Genomic DNA, 13,995 nt, shown 5'->3' on the forward strand with positions numbered 1-13,995 from the left:
CCGCCGCGGCGGGTGTGTCAGTGCGATCGAGCTTGATCATCTTGATCCTCCGAGGGCCGGATGGTTCGGAAATCCAAATCCTAACCCTTCTTGACCACCCGCCGCCCCATAGGATCTGTGGTACCTGCCGCCTGCATTTTTTTTCTGCAGGCGGGCCGCAGGCCTCAGCCGAGGCCTGGCCTTCCCTGCGCCCTCTATTTGCGGAGGGCGGGCGGATGAATGGGCAAAGCTCGGACGCGGGATGCGTCGCGAGAACGATGACGTGCGGCGTGAGTACAGGATCCATCGTATTGCACGTCGTCCGCTGGCGCGTTGTCGGAAGCTTGCCGGGACGACAGCGGGCCAAACATCGGCAGGCGAGGCGAGCCGCAAGGACAAGGTATTGAACGTCGAGAGCAGCACAAGAGACAGCGAGCGGACGACTGGGGGGCAGTCGAACTGCATGCCTTCTCAGCTAATTCAACACCCGCTTGCCGTCGGGGCTGTCGAGCGAGAAGGCCGGCACGGCGATGTCGAAGTGCTCACCGCTCTCGCTCTCCATCTGGTACGAGCCGGCCATGAAGCCGGACGCGGTGGTGAGCGGGACGCCGGAGGTGTATTCGAAGCGTTCGCCTGGCGCGAGCACCGGCTGCTCGCCGACCACGCCCTCGCCGCGGACCTCCTGCTGCCGGCCGATCCCATCGGTGATGATCCAGTGCCGGCTGCGCAGCCGCACCGTCTCCTCCCCGCTGTTGGTGATGACGACGGTATAGGACCAGAACCAGCGGCCATCGGCCACCGACGACTTCTCAGGCAGGAAGTTCGGTTCGACGGTCACTTCGATGTGGCGAGTCACGGCGCGATACATGGTGGCATTGTAGCGGAAACCAGCGCCGGAACCAATCGGGACGCCATCGTGCTTTCAACACAGTTCCGCATTATGGCACCAGAATCGCGGACTCTGTCGCCCGTATGCGCGATCCGTTCCTTGGGCTCGGATCGGGCGCGGCCGGCAGCACCCTGGCGGTGATCGCCCTGTCCTGCGTCGTGCGATCGCCACCAGCCGTCCGCCAAGGTCGAAAAACTGGGCACGGCCCAGCTGATAAGTCCTTCATCGCTTGCGCGAAAACTGCGCAGCCCTACATTTCCCCTGCCGGGCCTCGAGGGCTGGCAGCTTTGACGCGGTGCCTGATGACGTCGATTGTCGATCGCCTTGCCGGACCGTCCGCCCCCGCAGCCAGCGCCGCACCCGCGCCGGCTACGGAGACTGCCGCTGCGGCGAGCGCGGCTGCACCTGCGGTTGCATCTGCATCTGCCGTCGCGGCTGCGCCGGCCGTCAGCGCTGCACCCGCCACCACCGCCGTCCCTGCGATCACCTTCCCGGCGGTCGGCGAGCGCGAACTGCGGCTCGACCTGTTTCGCGGGCTGGCGCTATGGCTGATCTTCATCGACCATCTGCCGCCGAACCTGCTGACCTGGTTCACGCTCCGCAACTACGGCTTCTCCGACGCCACCGAGATCTTCATCTTCATCTCAGGCTACACGGCGGCGTTCGTCTACGGCCGGGCGATGCAGGATGCCGGTTTCATCGTCGCAACCGCGCGCATCCTGCGCCGCGTCTGGCAGATCTACGTCGCCCACGTCTTCCTGTTCACGATCTTCCTCGCCGAGATCTCCTACGTCGCGACCAGCTTCGAGAACCCGCTCTACACCGAAGAGATGGGAATCATGGATTTTCTCAAGCAGCCGGACGTGACCATCGTGCAGGCGCTGATCCTGCGCTTCCGCCCCGTCAATATGGACGTGCTGCCGCTCTACATCGTGCTGATGTTGTTCCTGCCGTTGATTCTGTGGCTGATGCGTTGGCGGCCCGACGTGACGCTCGGCCTATCCGTCATTCTCTATGCCGTGACCTGGGAGCTCGATCTCTATCTGACGGCCTATCCCAACGGCTTCTGGGCCTTCAATCCGTTCGCCTGGCAATTGCTGTTCGTGTTCGGCGCCTGGTGCGCGCTCGGCGGCGCGCGGCGCATGTCGCGCATCATCAACTCGCCGATCACGCTCGGGCTCTGCGTCGCCTATCTGGTCGCGGCCTTCTGTGTGACCCTGACCTGGTACATTCCGCAGCTCGGCCATCTGATGCCGCGCCGAATCGAGCAGTGGATGTATCCGATCGACAAGACCGACCTTGACGTGTTGCGTTTCGCGCATTTTCTCGCACTCGCAGCACTCACCGTGCACTATTTGCGCAAGGATTGGCCGCTCTTGAAGTCGCCGTGGCTGCGTCCGCTGATTGTCTGTGGGCAACACTCGCTCGAGATCTTCTGTCTCGGCGTGTTTCTGGCGTTTGCGGGCCACTTCGTCCTTGCCGAAGTGTCCGGCGGCGCCATGATGCACGCGGTGATCAGCCTTTGCGGCATCCTCATCATGTGGGGGGTGGCGTCGTTGATTTCGTGGTACAAGCGTGAGGCCGATAAGGGCGCGACGCGAAAAGGTGCGCGCAGCAACGCCGATCTGGCGGGAGGGGGCTGATGAAGTCCGTCTCGTGGTTAAGGTTTGGTATCGCAGTGCTGGCTGTTTCGCTGGCGGCCTCTGCGCGCGCGGAAGAAGCGCCGCAGAACTGCGAGGTGCCGGCCTACCTGCTGACCACCGAGAGCCCGCTCCCGAAGGTTGCAGACGCCGTCAAGAACGGCCGCACGCTGGATATTCTCGTCGTCGGAAGCAGGTCATCCTCCATTGTCAGCACGTCCGACGCCAATGCCTACCCCGCCCGTCTGCAGGCTGCGTTGAAGGACAAGCTGCCAACCGTCGCCGTCAATCTCAGCATCGAGCTGCAGCCCAAGAAGACGGCCGAGGAGGTCGCGGGCAATCTCGTTAAACTGGTGGAAGGAAAAAGGCCTAATTTGGTCATCTGGCAGACCGGCACGGTCGACGCCATGCGGTCGATCGATCCTGATGAGTTCCGGCAGGCGGTCGACGACGGTGTGGCGACGCTGCAGAAAGCGGGAGCTGACGTCGTCTTGATGAACCTGCAATACAGTCCGCGGACGGAGACATTGATCTCCGTGCCGCCCTATGTCGACAACATGCGTGTGGTGGCGCAGCACCGGGACATTCCGCTGTTCGATCGGTTTGCCATCATGCGGCAATGGAACGAGCAGGGCGATTTCGACCTGTTCAATCCGACGCACGGAGTCGAGCTGGCCAAGCAGGTTCATGACTGCCTCGGCCGGGCGCTGTCGAAGTTCATCATCGACGCGGCGCATATCGGGCCGGCGCAGCAGAACTAGGGTTATGTCGTTCATGACGTCGAATGAGTGTCACCGCGTCTCCGGGACATGGGAGAAGCTTTCGGCCGTTGCGGTCATTGCCATTGCCATCGCCCTCGCGCTGAGCCCGCAGAAGCTACGGGCGCAGAGCGCAGCGCCGGCTGCGCCCGCCGCGCTTTCCGATGCGGAGAGCTCCGATCCAAAGGCTCCGCTGATCAGCGGGCTGCGACCGAGCATCGGTCACGTCACGGTGGCGCAGGCGAGCGATCAGGTGCCCGGGCCGATCGCCGTGGCGCGCCCGGCGACCACAACCTCGCCGCCTGCGGCGACGACCGCGCCGGCCATGACCGATGCACAGCCGCCGGCTGCAGCCGGGCAGGCCGTCGTGGCGGCGCCGCCGTCGCGCAGCATCACCGAGCGGGCGATCGACAAGGTCAAGCAGGTCGCGAAGTCGGCCACCGACATCTTCAACCGCGTGCCGTGCCTGACGCCGAAGGGCGTCGCCAAGAAGAATTTCATTTCGCTGCCGCACGTCGCCAACAAGCTCGCCTCCGGCCTGCCGGTCGTCATCGTCGCCTTCGGCTCGTCGTCGACGCAGGGCTATGGCGCGAGCGCGCCGGACTACACCTATCCGAATCGGCTCGCCGCGCAGCTGCGCCGGCAATATCCGATGGTCGACATCAGCGTCATCAATGCCGGCGTCGGCGGCGAGGATGCGCCGGAGATGATGAAGCGGCTGGAGACGTCGGTGATCGACCGGCATCCGGATCTCGTGATCTGGCAGGTCGGCACCAATGCCGTGCTGCGCGATCTCGATCCCGCCGAGACCGCCAAGCTGGTCGATGACGGCGTCGCCAAGATCCAGGCGGCGGCCTCCGATGTCGTGCTGGTCGACCTGCAATATTCGCCGCGCGTCAACGAGCGCTCGGAGAACGCCAGCCGCATGAACAAGCTGCTCGGGCGTATCGCCGAGCTGCATCACGCCGGCATCTTCCCCCGCTTCGAGGTGATGCGCGACTGGCACGAGCGGCAGGCGATCCCGATCAACGAGTTCGTGATCTCGGACGGTCTGCACATGAGCGATTGGGGCTACGCCTGCTTCGCCCAGCTGCTCGGCGACGACATCATCCGCTCGGTCGGCCAGGTCAAGCTCGGCATCAACACGCCGGCCAACGTGCTGACCTATCGGCCGATGTGAGAGTGGCGAGTAGGGAATAGCGAGTAGCGAGTAGCGAGTAGCGAGTAGCGAATAGGATGCAATCGGTACGCCCTATTCGCCATTCTCTATGCGGCCATTCGCTACGCGGCCCTCAGGGCCGCATCCAGATCCTCGATCAGATCGTCGGCATGCTCGAGCCCGGCGGAGAAGCGGATGAAGCCCTCGCTGATGCCGAGCTCGGCGCGCGCCTCCGGCGTCAGCCGCTGGTGCGTCGTCGTCGCCGGATGCGTGACCAGCGTCTTGGCGTCGCCGAGATTGTTGGAGATGCGCGCGAGCTTCAAGCCGTTGAGCGTGCGGAAGGCGCCGGCCTTGCCGCCCTTCACCTCGAAGCCGACCAGCGTCGAGCCGGCGCGCATCTGCTTGCGCACGGTCGCCGCCTGCGGATGGTCCTCGCGACCGGGATAGATCAGCCGCGAGATCTTCGGATGCGCCGCGAGAAAGTCGGCCACCTTCGCCGCCGTCTCGGTCTGCGCGCGCACGCGCACCGCCAAGGTCTCCAGGCCCTTGAGCAGGACCCAGGCGTTGAACGGCGAGATCGACGGACCGGTCTGGCGCATGAAATTGTGGATGTGCTCGGCGATGAACGCCTCCGACGACAGGATCACGCCGCCGAGGCAGCGGCCCTGGCCATCGATGTGCTTGGTCGCGGAATACACCACGACGTCGGCGCCGAGCGCGAGCGGGCTCTGCCAGATCGGGGTCGCGAACACGTTGTCGACGATCAGTCGCGCGCCACGGGCGTGCGCGATCTCGGCGATCGCGGGAATGTCCATCACGTCGAGCGTCGGATTGGTCGGGCTCTCCAGGAAGAACGACTTGGTGTTCGGCCTGACCGCCTTCTGCCATTGGTCGAGGTCGAGCCCATCGACCAGGGTCGATTCGATGCCGTAGCGCGGCAAGAGATCTTCGACGACGTAGCGGCACGAGCCGAACAGCGCCTTGGCGGCGACGACGTGATCGCCGGCACGGAGGGGAGCGAGGATTGCCGTGGTGACTGCGGCCATGCCGGTTGCGGCCGAGCGGCAGGCCTCGGCGCCCTCGAGCTCGATCATGCGGCGCTCGAACATTGCCGTGGTCGGGTTGGAGAAGCGCGAATAGATGAAGCCGGGATCCTCGCCCTTGAAGCGCGCCTCGCACTCCTCGGCGGTGGCGTAGACGAAGCCTTGCGTCAGATAGAGCGCCTCGGCGGTCTCGCCGAATTCGGAACGCAAGGTGCCGGAATGCACCAGACGGGTTTCAGGACGATAGCGGGCGAACGACGCCGGGGCCTTCGCGGGGGACTTCGACATGTGACCTCCATCGTGACCACCGCCTCCAGCGATGGGCACAAAAAAACCGGCCTGGGAAAACTCCTCACGGCCGGGATCACAATCGTCCCCGGCCTGTTTAGCGACTTATTTAACGTGGCTGCAAGCCGGCCGGCTCAAATCACCACGGGATAAGTCGTGCTCATAGTCGCAACCGGCCTTTCCGTCAAGCCAGCCATCGGATAACCGGTAAAAAGACCCTATATAGGCTCGATAAGCCGCCGTTCCGGCGCCTGCAAAGGATCAGGTCTTGCCGTTTTCGCTCAGCCCCGACGCCCACGGCATCCTCCCCGATCGCATGATCGTGGCGATGGCGGAGGCTGGCCTGATCATCCCCGCATACGATTTTGTCGAAAGCCAGATCCAGCCGGCGAGCCTGGACCTGCGGCTCGGCGACATCGCCTATCGCGTGCGGGCAAGCTTTCTGCCCGGGCCGGGCGCGACGGTCGCCGAGCGTATCGACGAGTTGAAGCTGCACGAATTCGCGCTCGCCGACGGCGCAGTGCTGGAGACCAACTGCGTCTACATCGTGCCGCTCTTGGAGAGTCTCGCGCTGCCGAAGGACATCGTCGCGGCCGCCAATCCGAAGAGCTCGACCGGGCGGCTCGACGTGTTCACCCGCGTGATCGCCGACGGCACGCGACGGTTCGACATGATCGGAGCCGGCTATCACGGTCCGCTCTACGCCGAGATCAGCCCGAAGACGTTTCCCGTTTTGCTGCGCGAAGGCTCGCGCCTGTCCCAGGTCCGCTTCCGCTACCGCGACGCGGTTCTGTCGGAGGACGAACTGATCGCGCTGCATCAGGCCGAGCGGCTGGTGGATCGCGATGATGCGGATCTCGTCGGCGGCGTCGCTCTTTCCGTCGACCTGTCCGGCAGCAATGCCAACGGCTATGTGGGCTATCGCGCCAAGCGCCATACCGGCGTCGTCGACGTCGACCGCCGCGCTGGCTATGCCGTGGAGGAGTTCTGGGAGCCGATCAAGGCGCGCCCCGACGGCAGCCTCATTCTCGATCCCGGCGAGTTCTACATCCTGGCTTCGAAGGAGGCCGTGCAGGTGCCGCCGGACTACGCCGCCGAGATGGTGCCGTTCGATCCGCTCGTGGGCGAATTCCGTGTCCACTATGCCGGCTTCTTCGATCCCGGCTTCGGCTATGCCGGCGCCGGCGGGCAGGGCTCGCGCGCGGTGCTCGAGGTGCGCTCGCGCGAGGTGCCGTTCATCCTCGAGCACGGTCAGATCGTCGGCCGCCTCGTCTATGAGAAGATGCTGGCCCGGCCGAACGCGATGTATGGCAGCCGCATCGGCTCCAACTACCAGGCCCAGGGCCTGAAGCTCTCCAAGCACTTCCGCCTCTAGGCCCGGCTGCGCGCTGACCGCGCACCCCCAATGCGCCCGCTGCACGGGGCGCGGCCCGGCGGTGTGCTAGGAGGAACGACAAAGGTCCCGCCAGATGGCGCGGCCAAACGGGGAGCGAGCATGTCCGAGATCGGCTTGGCCGACAGTCCGGTCGGCGAGGGGCGTACGTTGCCGCCCATCGCGAAGCCGGTTCGGAATGCGCTCGTCGACGGCCCCATTCTGCGCACCCTGCTGTCGCTGGCCTGGCCCAACATCATCGCGAACACGGCAGGCACCTGCGTCGTCATCGCCGAGACCTCCTATATCGGCCGGCTCGGTATCGAGGCGTTGGCGGCGATGGCACTGGTGTTCCCGCTGGTGATCCTGACCATGACGATGTCCGGCGGCGCCATGGGCGGCGGCGTGGCCTCGGCGATCGCGCGGGCGCTCGGCGCCGGCGACACCGAACGGGCCTCGACCCTCGCCACGCACGCGCTGCTGATCGCGCTATTGTTCGGCGCGACCTTCATGATCGGCATGCTGGTGTTCGGACCTGCCTTGCTGGAGGTGCTCGGCGGCCGCGGCGCGGTGCTGAGCCATGCCACGGCCTATCTGCAGATCTTCTTCGGCGGCGCCATCCTGCCCTGGCTGATGAACTCGATGGCCGGCATCCTGCGCGGCACCGGCAACATGAAGCTGCCGTCGTTCATGATCCTTAGCTCGGCCGTGCTGCAGATCGTGCTCGGCGGCACGCTGAGTCTGGGCCTCGGGCTCGGCATGCGCGGCGTCGCCGCCGGCGCGCTGCTGGCGTTCTGCGTCAGCATCTCGGTGATGGGCTGGTATCTGTTCTCCGGCCGCGCGCGCGTCCGGCCGAAGCTGCGGGGCCTCAAGATCAGCCGTGCGATGTTCGCCGACATCCTCAAGGTCGGCGCCATCGCCTGCTTCTCGCCGCTGCAATCAGTGCTGTCGATCGCGATCTTCACGCACATGCTGGCATCGTTCGGCACCGCCGTGCTGGCCGGCTACGGCATCGGCGCACGGCTCGAATTCATGGTGACCACTGTCGCGTTCTCCGTCGGCATGGCCTCGGTGCCGATGGTCGGCATGGCGATCGGTGCGGAAAGAATCGTGCGCGCCCGCCGGATCGCCTGGACGGCGGGGCTGGTCTCTTTCGCGTCGGTGGGTGCGCTGTCGACGCTGATCGCGATCGTTCCGCAATTGTGGGTCGACATCTTCACCCAGGACGAGAGCGCGCGCAGCGCGGGTCGGCACTATCTTCAGGTCGCAGCGCCAATGTATGCCTTCATCGGCCTGGCGATCTCGATGTACTTCTCCTCGCAGGGCGCAGCCAGGGTGATCGGTCCGGTGCTGGCACAGACGGTGCGGCTCGTCTTCATCGCCGCAGGCGGCAGCTATCTGCTGAGCCATGCCGCGACCGAGGGCGACTTCTTCATGCTGGCGGCGTCCTCGATGGTCCTGCTCGGAGTGCTGACGCTCGCCACCGTCATGCTCACCCGCTGGGGCCCGAAGCCGGCCGCAGCGCTGGAGCTGCGCCCGGCCGTGCTGGCGGCCGAGCTCGGCTCGGGGGCGCAGATCCCGCCATCTCCGCATGTCGGCTGACGGCTGCTCGGCTCGTCTAGGCGCGCAGCCCGCCTAGGGCGTCCTGCATCGCGCGCGTGCCGAGCGCCATCTGCTGCTCGATATAGGGCGCGATGGCGTGCGGCAGCACGTCGGTGATCCAGAGCATCCGGCAACCCTGCGCGCCGTCGGGGATGATCTGCACGGACGCGTTGTGATGCGTCACGCGTTCGCTCTCGATCGTGTAGACCAGACGCTGCTGCGCCTCGTCGCAACTGACGAGGCGTTCGCGCGCCACATTGCCGTTGGCGAAGGTCACGATCCGGACGTCGCCGTCGAGCTGGCAATCGACGACGAAGCCGGGCGCCAGCCGGGTATGAACGGCGCCGAAGTCGCGCACGGCGTCCCAGACGGCGGCTGCGGAGGCTGCGATCGGGATGTCCTTCTGAATCGATGCCATGGCCGGGACCTCACGGACACACGGCTTCGATGTTGTTGCCGTCGGGATCGATCAGGAAGGCGGCGTAGTAGGTCGGACTGTAGTCCGCGCGCGGCCCGGCGCCGCCATTGTCGCTGCCGCCGGCCGTCAGACCCTCGCTGTGGAATCTGGCGACCGCCGCGTGGTCCTGGGCGCGGAACGCGATATGGGCGGCGCCTTTGCTGGCGCCCTTGTCGAGATACAGCCACAGCGCCGGCTCCCCCTTCGGGCCGATGCCCGCCGACGCCTCGTCCTTGGAGCAGAGGATGTGGCCGAGCGGCGCCAGCGCCGATGTGTAGAAGCGTACGCTCGCGTCCAGATTGCCGACCTTGAGGCCGATATGATCGTACATCGATGATCTCCATGCTTCGCGTGCGGCCGTCGCACGCGCTGGGATCATCCAATCAATGGCGGCTCAGATGATCTTGGAGAATCTTGCGCTCGCCGCGCGACGCCTTGCGAAACTTCGCCGGCGACACGCCGGCAGCGCGCGCGAAGGTGCGGGTGAAATTCGACAGATCGGCAAAACCCGAATCGTAGGCGATGGTGGTGACCGGCGTATCCTCCTCGCTGAGACGCCGTGCGGCGTGCCGCAAGCGGGAGCGGATCAGATATTGATGCGGCGTCACGCCGATCGTGGCCGCGAACAGCCGCAGGAAATGGAACGGGCTGACGCCGGCCTCACCAGCCGCAGCCGCCAGATCGATGTCGCGCGCCGCATTGTCGTCGATCCACAATGCGCTCTCGACCGCGCGCCGGCGATCACGAAGGCTTGGCGTCGCCGCCCGTTCCTGCTGGCCCGTGGCGGTCGCGACGAAGCGGCTGGCGATGATCTGGCCAACCTCGTCCAGACCGAGGTCCTGCTCGCGCGCGGCGACGGCCTCCGCGAGCTCACCGAGGACCATGAGCTCCGGCAGCGGCGGCATCGCGCCAACCCGCCAAGCCTGCCTGTTGCCGCCGATCTCGTCGATGAGCGCATGATCGAAGAAGAATGACAGGCATTCGTCGCCGCAGACGTGATCGTGCGTGCACATGAACTCATCGCCGGGATGGCCCACCAGCAGCGAGCCGGTGACCAGCTCGAAGAAGCGGCCGCGGTGCCGACAGCCGAAGCTCCCCTTGCGCACATAGGACAGCGAGTAGCCGGAATACTGCTCGACATAGGGACGCTCGCCCGGAACCGCCGCACAGCGGAACTCGGAGACGGTGACGTCACGGCTTTCGAACAGGATGGTGGCGGTCATCCTGCAAATCTAGCGCATTGCGGATGAAAGAGGAGGGCTGCGTCCGAGATAATATCGCGCGCAGCGAGGCGCCCGCTTACAACGCGCGCGGCCGGTCGACCGCGAGAAACGCGTCGAACAACGTCAGGCCCGCATGAGGCCGTGCGCCTTCGAGCGACAGCAGCCGCCGCTTGGAGATGACGCCGCTGTTGGGCGACGGCTTGTCGAGGCCGTTGCCGATGTCGCGCACGCGGTGACAGGGAACGATCAGCACGAGCGCATTCTTGCTCAGCGCCTGCGCGATCGAATTCAGCGCCTTGGGAACGTGCAGTTCGTCTGCGATCGCGTCGGCGCTGCGCGTCTCGCCGCGCGGAATGGCACGAATGCAATCATAGACGCGCTGGTTGAATGGTGTCACGCCGCCGAGATCGAGCACGACATCGGAGAAGTCGACCTCCTGCCCGCGCAGCATGGCGGTGATGCCTTCGATGGCGAGTTCAATATTCGAACACGGGCGCTGCTCCCGCGCTTCGGGAAATTGGCGAAACAGGCGCCGCCGCGTCTCGATTTCCCGTGCTTCCGGCAGTTGTACGCCGGTGATTCCGGCATCGCTCCACGCAATGCCGCAACGGCCGAGGGCCGTATCAAAGATCGTATACCCACGCCCCATGACGCCACCCCAACCCCACGTCACATCATATCATCGTCACGATCGCCCGCATCAACTTTGTTTACAAAGTGTTAACAGCGCGGCGTGACCGGGGCGGGTTTGCCCTGATTTGGGTGATGGTTGTCAAGCGTCCCGTTGCGATCGTTGTCTGCGATCTCTGTCATCGGCATCGCGATCGCGGAATGCGGCGCAGCGCGCAGGCGAGGTGCGATCGACCAGAGGCGCTACGGCTGGCTCACCAATGCAGGCCTATCGCCAGCAAAATCAGGATCGTGCGCAAGCCACAGTTCGAGCAGGCTCAGGAAGGTCACGGCGATCCCGATCGTGATGCTGACATGCATCGCCGACGTATGCACGAACCCGAGCAGCCACGGAGCTGCAATCAGCCACAATCCAAGCGCGACCTTCAGCCACTCCTCCCAATCGGCAAACGCCAGGAGGCCGCCGAGCGAGAGCACGACGACGGCAGCCCCCGCCAACGCAGCATCGATCCGGCCGGCGCTGCCGACAAAGCCGAACAGCCAGGGCGCGACGGCAAGGAACAGACCGCAGCCGAGGGTGTAAAGGTCGAGCGCCGACGGGCCCGCCATGATGGCGAGGGCTTTCGAGGTTGCGGTCTGAGACGCGGGGCTGTGGCTCTGCATGATGTGAGCTCCCAGGACATTGACGGCGGACCTTGACGGCGCGGCGAAGCAGCGAGGGGCGCCGCCTCCAACGGGCAAAAGCGCGACCGGCCCGATCCGTTCCGGAGCCGGCGGTCGCGGCCGATCACGATCCGGAGATCAGGCCGATGGAGAACTATTGCGTCCGCCACTCTTGGGCCTGGCGGTGTCGCGGCAACAAGCCGCTTGGCGAAACGCATGGTCTCGGCTAAGCATTGGCGAACGCGGGCGTAGTTCAATGGTAGAACGGCAGCTTCCCAAGCTGCATACGAGGGTTCGATTCCCTTCGCCCGCTCCAATGCCGCAATGTCCTGCTGCTACGCTCTGCAAAATCAGCTTCGTACGGTAGCCGATGGCCGCAAAGCTGCCGCGCGTTTTGCATAGATCGCCTCGATCTCCTTCGCGAAGCTCCGCTCGATCGCCGGACGCTTGTTCTTCAACGTCGGCGTGATCAGGCCTTCCTGCACGGTCCACGGCTCCAAGGTCCAATGCACCGCCTTCGGCGTCGCGTAGGACGGATAGGCCTTCGCGGCTCGCGCAATGTGGCGCAGCAGAGAGGCCGCTTCGGCCTCGGTGCCGCGCTGGCCGTGCGCCGCGAGCCTCGCCTGCTGCTCAGCCCAGCCGTTGGCGTTGAGCACGACGATCGCGGTCAGGAACGGCCGGTTCTCGCCGATCACGATGGCCTGCTCGAACAGCGGATCGGTCAGGATCGCGGTCTCCAGATCGGCGGGCGCGATCTTCTCGCCGGTCGAGGTGACGAGGATGTCCTTGATCCGACCGGTGATGGTGATGCGTCCGCCGTCGATGCGGGCCTGGTCGCCGGTGTGCAGCCAGCCGTCGGCTTCCCTGGTGCGCGCGGTCTCCTCCGGCCGGTGCCAATAGCCGAGCATCACGTTCGGGCCGCGCACCATCAACTCGTCATTGTCGCCGATGCGCACCTCGATGCCCGGCAGGGCGCGGCCGACGGTGCGAGGGTCGTTGTCGTCAGGCGTGTTGACGCTGACGACGGGCGATGTCTCGGTCATGCCGTAGCCCTGCAGCACCTCGAGCCCGAGCGCCAGGAACAGCCGCACCACCGGCTCGGCGATCGGGGCGCCACCGCTGACGGCGACGTGCAGCCGTCCGCCGAATCGAGCCAGTATCTTGGCGGCGACCAGGCGTTGCAGCAGCGGCCACGCGATTCGGTCGAACGCTGAAAGTCTGGTTCCGCGCCCATGCTGCGCATCGAAGCGCCGGCCGCCGATCGCGATGGTCAGGTCGAGCAGCGCCCGTTCGAGCGGGTTTGCGATCGCGCGGTGATGCATGATGACCGAGTAGATCCGCTCATAGATGCGCGGCACGGAGATCAGGATGGTCGGACGGACCTCCACCAGATCTTCGGACAGCTGCTTCACCGAGCGCGCATAGGCGACGCAGGCGCCGATGGCGATCGGGTAGTAGTAGCCCGCAGTGCGCTCGAACGTGTGTGACAGCGGCAGGAACGACAGGAATACGTCGTCGGTATCGGCCGCCAGCCGCTGATGAATGGCCTTGAGGTTGGAGACGACGTTGTCGTGCGACAGCATCACACCCTTGGGCCGGCCCGTCGTGCCCGAGGTGTAGACGATGGCGGCGAGGTCGTGCGGCGCGATGGCGATCCGGGTGCCGGGAAGCGTGGCGTTGCCGGCTGCGTTCAACCACGCCTCCAGATCGACGAGGCGCGGATCGCCGGTCGGCTGGGTCGTTCGCCGGTCGGCGCAGACGATCCGCCGCAGGTCGGGCAGGGCCTCGCCGACCGCTGCGATCTCATCCCAGCGTGTGTCCGAATCGACCAGCAGCAGCCGGGCACCGGAATCGGCGAGTATGTAGGCGATGCTGTCGGCATTATCGACGGCATGCATCGGCACCGGCACCAGGCCGAGCGAGAGCGCGGCCTGGTCGATGGCGAGATGCGCGATCCCGTTCGGCATCAGGATGGCGACACGCTCACCCTGGGCGAAGCCGTCGGCCGCAAGCGCCCGCCGCCAGCGGTCGACGACGAGATCGATCTCGCGCCAGCAGAAGCTCGCCCATCGGCCGCTTCCTGCGTCGAAATGTCGGTAGGCCTGCTTGTCCGGGCTCCGTTCGACGCGCCAGCGCCAGAGTTCGGGCAAGGTGGTGATGGCGGCCAGCGTGCCGGTCGCCATGGCGTGATCATCGATGGGATTTGACTGCTGCACGCCCGTCTCCGGCGATCCTGAACTCGTCGCGAAGCAGAAGCTCTGCAGCGGCGGACCGGATCCGACGTTGACGTAG

At 65.8% G+C, this 13,995-nt stretch carries 13 protein-coding genes, 1 tRNA gene and 1 riboswitch; of the genes, 6 read left to right on the forward strand and 8 right to left on the reverse strand.

Annotated features, from left to right (window positions below; all coding sequences use genetic code 11):
• Positions 1-454: 454 nt before the first annotated feature.
• Positions 455-847 (reverse strand): Co2+/Mg2+ efflux protein ApaG, encoded by a 393-nt coding sequence (gene apaG, locus QX039_RS31245; RefSeq protein ID WP_315735770.1) that lies wholly within the window; start codon positions 845-847, stop codon positions 455-457.
• Between the two features lie 323 nt (positions 848-1,170).
• Here apaG and QX039_RS31250 point away from each other — a divergent pair, with 323 nt between their 5' ends.
• The 3 genes from QX039_RS31250 to QX039_RS31260 are packed head-to-tail and all read left to right on the forward strand — an operon-like array spanning position 1,171 to position 4,446.
• A complete protein-coding gene (locus QX039_RS31250; protein ID WP_315773993.1) occupies positions 1,171-2,511 on the forward strand; it encodes an OpgC domain-containing protein in 1,341 nt (446 codons plus the stop codon).
• Positions 2,511-3,269: an SGNH/GDSL hydrolase family protein gene (locus QX039_RS31255; RefSeq protein WP_315735774.1), complete on the forward strand. Its 759-nt coding sequence runs from the start codon at positions 2,511-2,513 to the stop codon at positions 3,267-3,269. Before QX039_RS31250 ends, QX039_RS31255 begins: the two co-directional genes overlap by 1 nt.
• Before the next feature lie 13 nt (positions 3,270-3,282).
• Complete coding sequence (locus QX039_RS31260) at positions 3,283-4,446, forward strand: SGNH/GDSL hydrolase family protein (protein WP_315773991.1); 1,164 nt, start codon at positions 3,283-3,285, stop codon at positions 4,444-4,446.
• A gap of 101 nt (positions 4,447-4,547) precedes the next feature.
• On the opposite strand, the gene QX039_RS31265 is transcribed toward QX039_RS31260, so the two are convergent.
• Positions 4,548-5,756, reverse strand: a complete 1,209-nt coding sequence (locus tag QX039_RS31265) for an O-succinylhomoserine sulfhydrylase (protein WP_315773990.1) — start codon at positions 5,754-5,756, stop codon at positions 4,548-4,550.
• Between the two features lie 76 nt (positions 5,757-5,832).
• Positions 5,833-5,912: riboswitch (SAM riboswitch) on the reverse strand.
• Between the two features lie 112 nt (positions 5,913-6,024).
• Here QX039_RS31265 and QX039_RS31270 point away from each other — a divergent pair.
• On the forward strand, positions 6,025-7,131 hold the full coding sequence (locus QX039_RS31270; protein WP_315735780.1) for a 2'-deoxycytidine 5'-triphosphate deaminase: 1,107 nt from the start codon (positions 6,025-6,027) through the stop codon (positions 7,129-7,131).
• A gap of 120 nt (positions 7,132-7,251) precedes the next feature.
• Positions 7,252-8,730: an MATE family efflux transporter gene (locus tag QX039_RS31275; protein WP_315735782.1), complete on the forward strand. Its 1,479-nt coding sequence runs from the start codon at positions 7,252-7,254 to the stop codon at positions 8,728-8,730.
• Between the two features lie 16 nt (positions 8,731-8,746).
• Here QX039_RS31275 and QX039_RS31280 read toward each other — a convergent pair whose 3' ends face one another.
• The 5 genes from QX039_RS31280 to QX039_RS31300 form a co-directional block, all read right to left on the reverse strand.
• Entirely contained in the window at positions 8,747-9,148 is a 402-nt protein-coding gene (locus QX039_RS31280; protein WP_315735783.1) for an SRPBCC family protein, read from the reverse strand.
• A 10-nt stretch (positions 9,149-9,158) separates the two neighbouring features.
• Positions 9,159-9,518 carry a VOC family protein gene (locus tag QX039_RS31285; RefSeq protein WP_315735785.1) on the reverse strand — a complete coding sequence of 120 codons (360 nt, stop codon included), beginning with the start codon at positions 9,516-9,518 and terminating at the stop codon, positions 9,159-9,161.
• 52 nt (positions 9,519-9,570) lie between these two features.
• Positions 9,571-10,410 carry an AraC family transcriptional regulator gene (locus QX039_RS31290; protein WP_315735788.1) on the reverse strand — a complete coding sequence of 280 codons (840 nt, stop codon included), beginning with the start codon at positions 10,408-10,410 and terminating at the stop codon, positions 9,571-9,573.
• Between the two features lie 76 nt (positions 10,411-10,486).
• A complete protein-coding gene (locus QX039_RS31295) occupies positions 10,487-11,059 on the reverse strand; it encodes a methylated-DNA--[protein]-cysteine S-methyltransferase (RefSeq protein WP_315735790.1) in 573 nt (190 codons plus the stop codon).
• 224 nt (positions 11,060-11,283) lie between these two features.
• Complete coding sequence (locus QX039_RS31300) at positions 11,284-11,703, reverse strand: SPW repeat protein (protein ID WP_315735792.1); 420 nt, start codon at positions 11,701-11,703, stop codon at positions 11,284-11,286.
• A gap of 242 nt (positions 11,704-11,945) precedes the next feature.
• On the opposite strand from QX039_RS31300, the gene QX039_RS31305 reads away from it, so the two are divergent.
• Positions 11,946-12,019, forward strand: a tRNA-Gly gene (locus QX039_RS31305).
• A 34-nt stretch (positions 12,020-12,053) separates the two neighbouring features.
• Here the strand turns inward: QX039_RS31305 and QX039_RS31310 are convergent.
• Positions 12,054-13,919, reverse strand: a complete 1,866-nt coding sequence (locus QX039_RS31310; RefSeq protein ID WP_315735794.1) for an AMP-dependent synthetase/ligase — start codon at positions 13,917-13,919, stop codon at positions 12,054-12,056.
• Positions 13,920-13,995 lie beyond the last annotated feature (76 nt).

This window comes from Bradyrhizobium sp. SZCCHNR1043, from assembly GCF_032489675.1.
GTDB lineage: Bacteria > Pseudomonadota > Alphaproteobacteria > Rhizobiales > Xanthobacteraceae > Bradyrhizobium.

Coding starts and splice junctions, on each gene's coding strand:
- apaG (WP_315735770.1), bottom strand. CDS start 847: ATGTATCGCGCCGTGACTCGCCACATCGAAGTGACCGTCGAACCGAAC.
- QX039_RS31250 (WP_315773993.1), top strand. CDS start 1,171: ATGACGTCGATTGTCGATCGCCTTGCCGGACCGTCCGCCCCCGCAGCC.
- QX039_RS31255 (WP_315735774.1), top strand. CDS start 2,511: ATGAAGTCCGTCTCGTGGTTAAGGTTTGGTATCGCAGTGCTGGCTGTT.
- QX039_RS31260 (WP_315773991.1), top strand. CDS start 3,283: ATGACGTCGAATGAGTGTCACCGCGTCTCCGGGACATGGGAGAAGCTT.
- QX039_RS31265 (WP_315773990.1), bottom strand. CDS start 5,756: ATGTCGAAGTCCCCCGCGAAGGCCCCGGCGTCGTTCGCCCGCTATCGT.
- QX039_RS31275 (WP_315735782.1), top strand. CDS start 7,252: ATGTCCGAGATCGGCTTGGCCGACAGTCCGGTCGGCGAGGGGCGTACG.
- QX039_RS31280 (WP_315735783.1), bottom strand. CDS start 9,148: ATGGCATCGATTCAGAAGGACATCCCGATCGCAGCCTCCGCAGCCGCC.
- QX039_RS31285 (WP_315735785.1), bottom strand. CDS start 9,518: ATGTACGATCATATCGGCCTCAAGGTCGGCAATCTGGACGCGAGCGTA.
- QX039_RS31290 (WP_315735788.1), bottom strand. CDS start 10,410: ATGACCGCCACCATCCTGTTCGAAAGCCGTGACGTCACCGTCTCCGAG.
- QX039_RS31295 (WP_315735790.1), bottom strand. CDS start 11,059: ATGGGGCGTGGGTATACGATCTTTGATACGGCCCTCGGCCGTTGCGGC.
- QX039_RS31300 (WP_315735792.1), bottom strand. CDS start 11,703: ATGCAGAGCCACAGCCCCGCGTCTCAGACCGCAACCTCGAAAGCCCTC.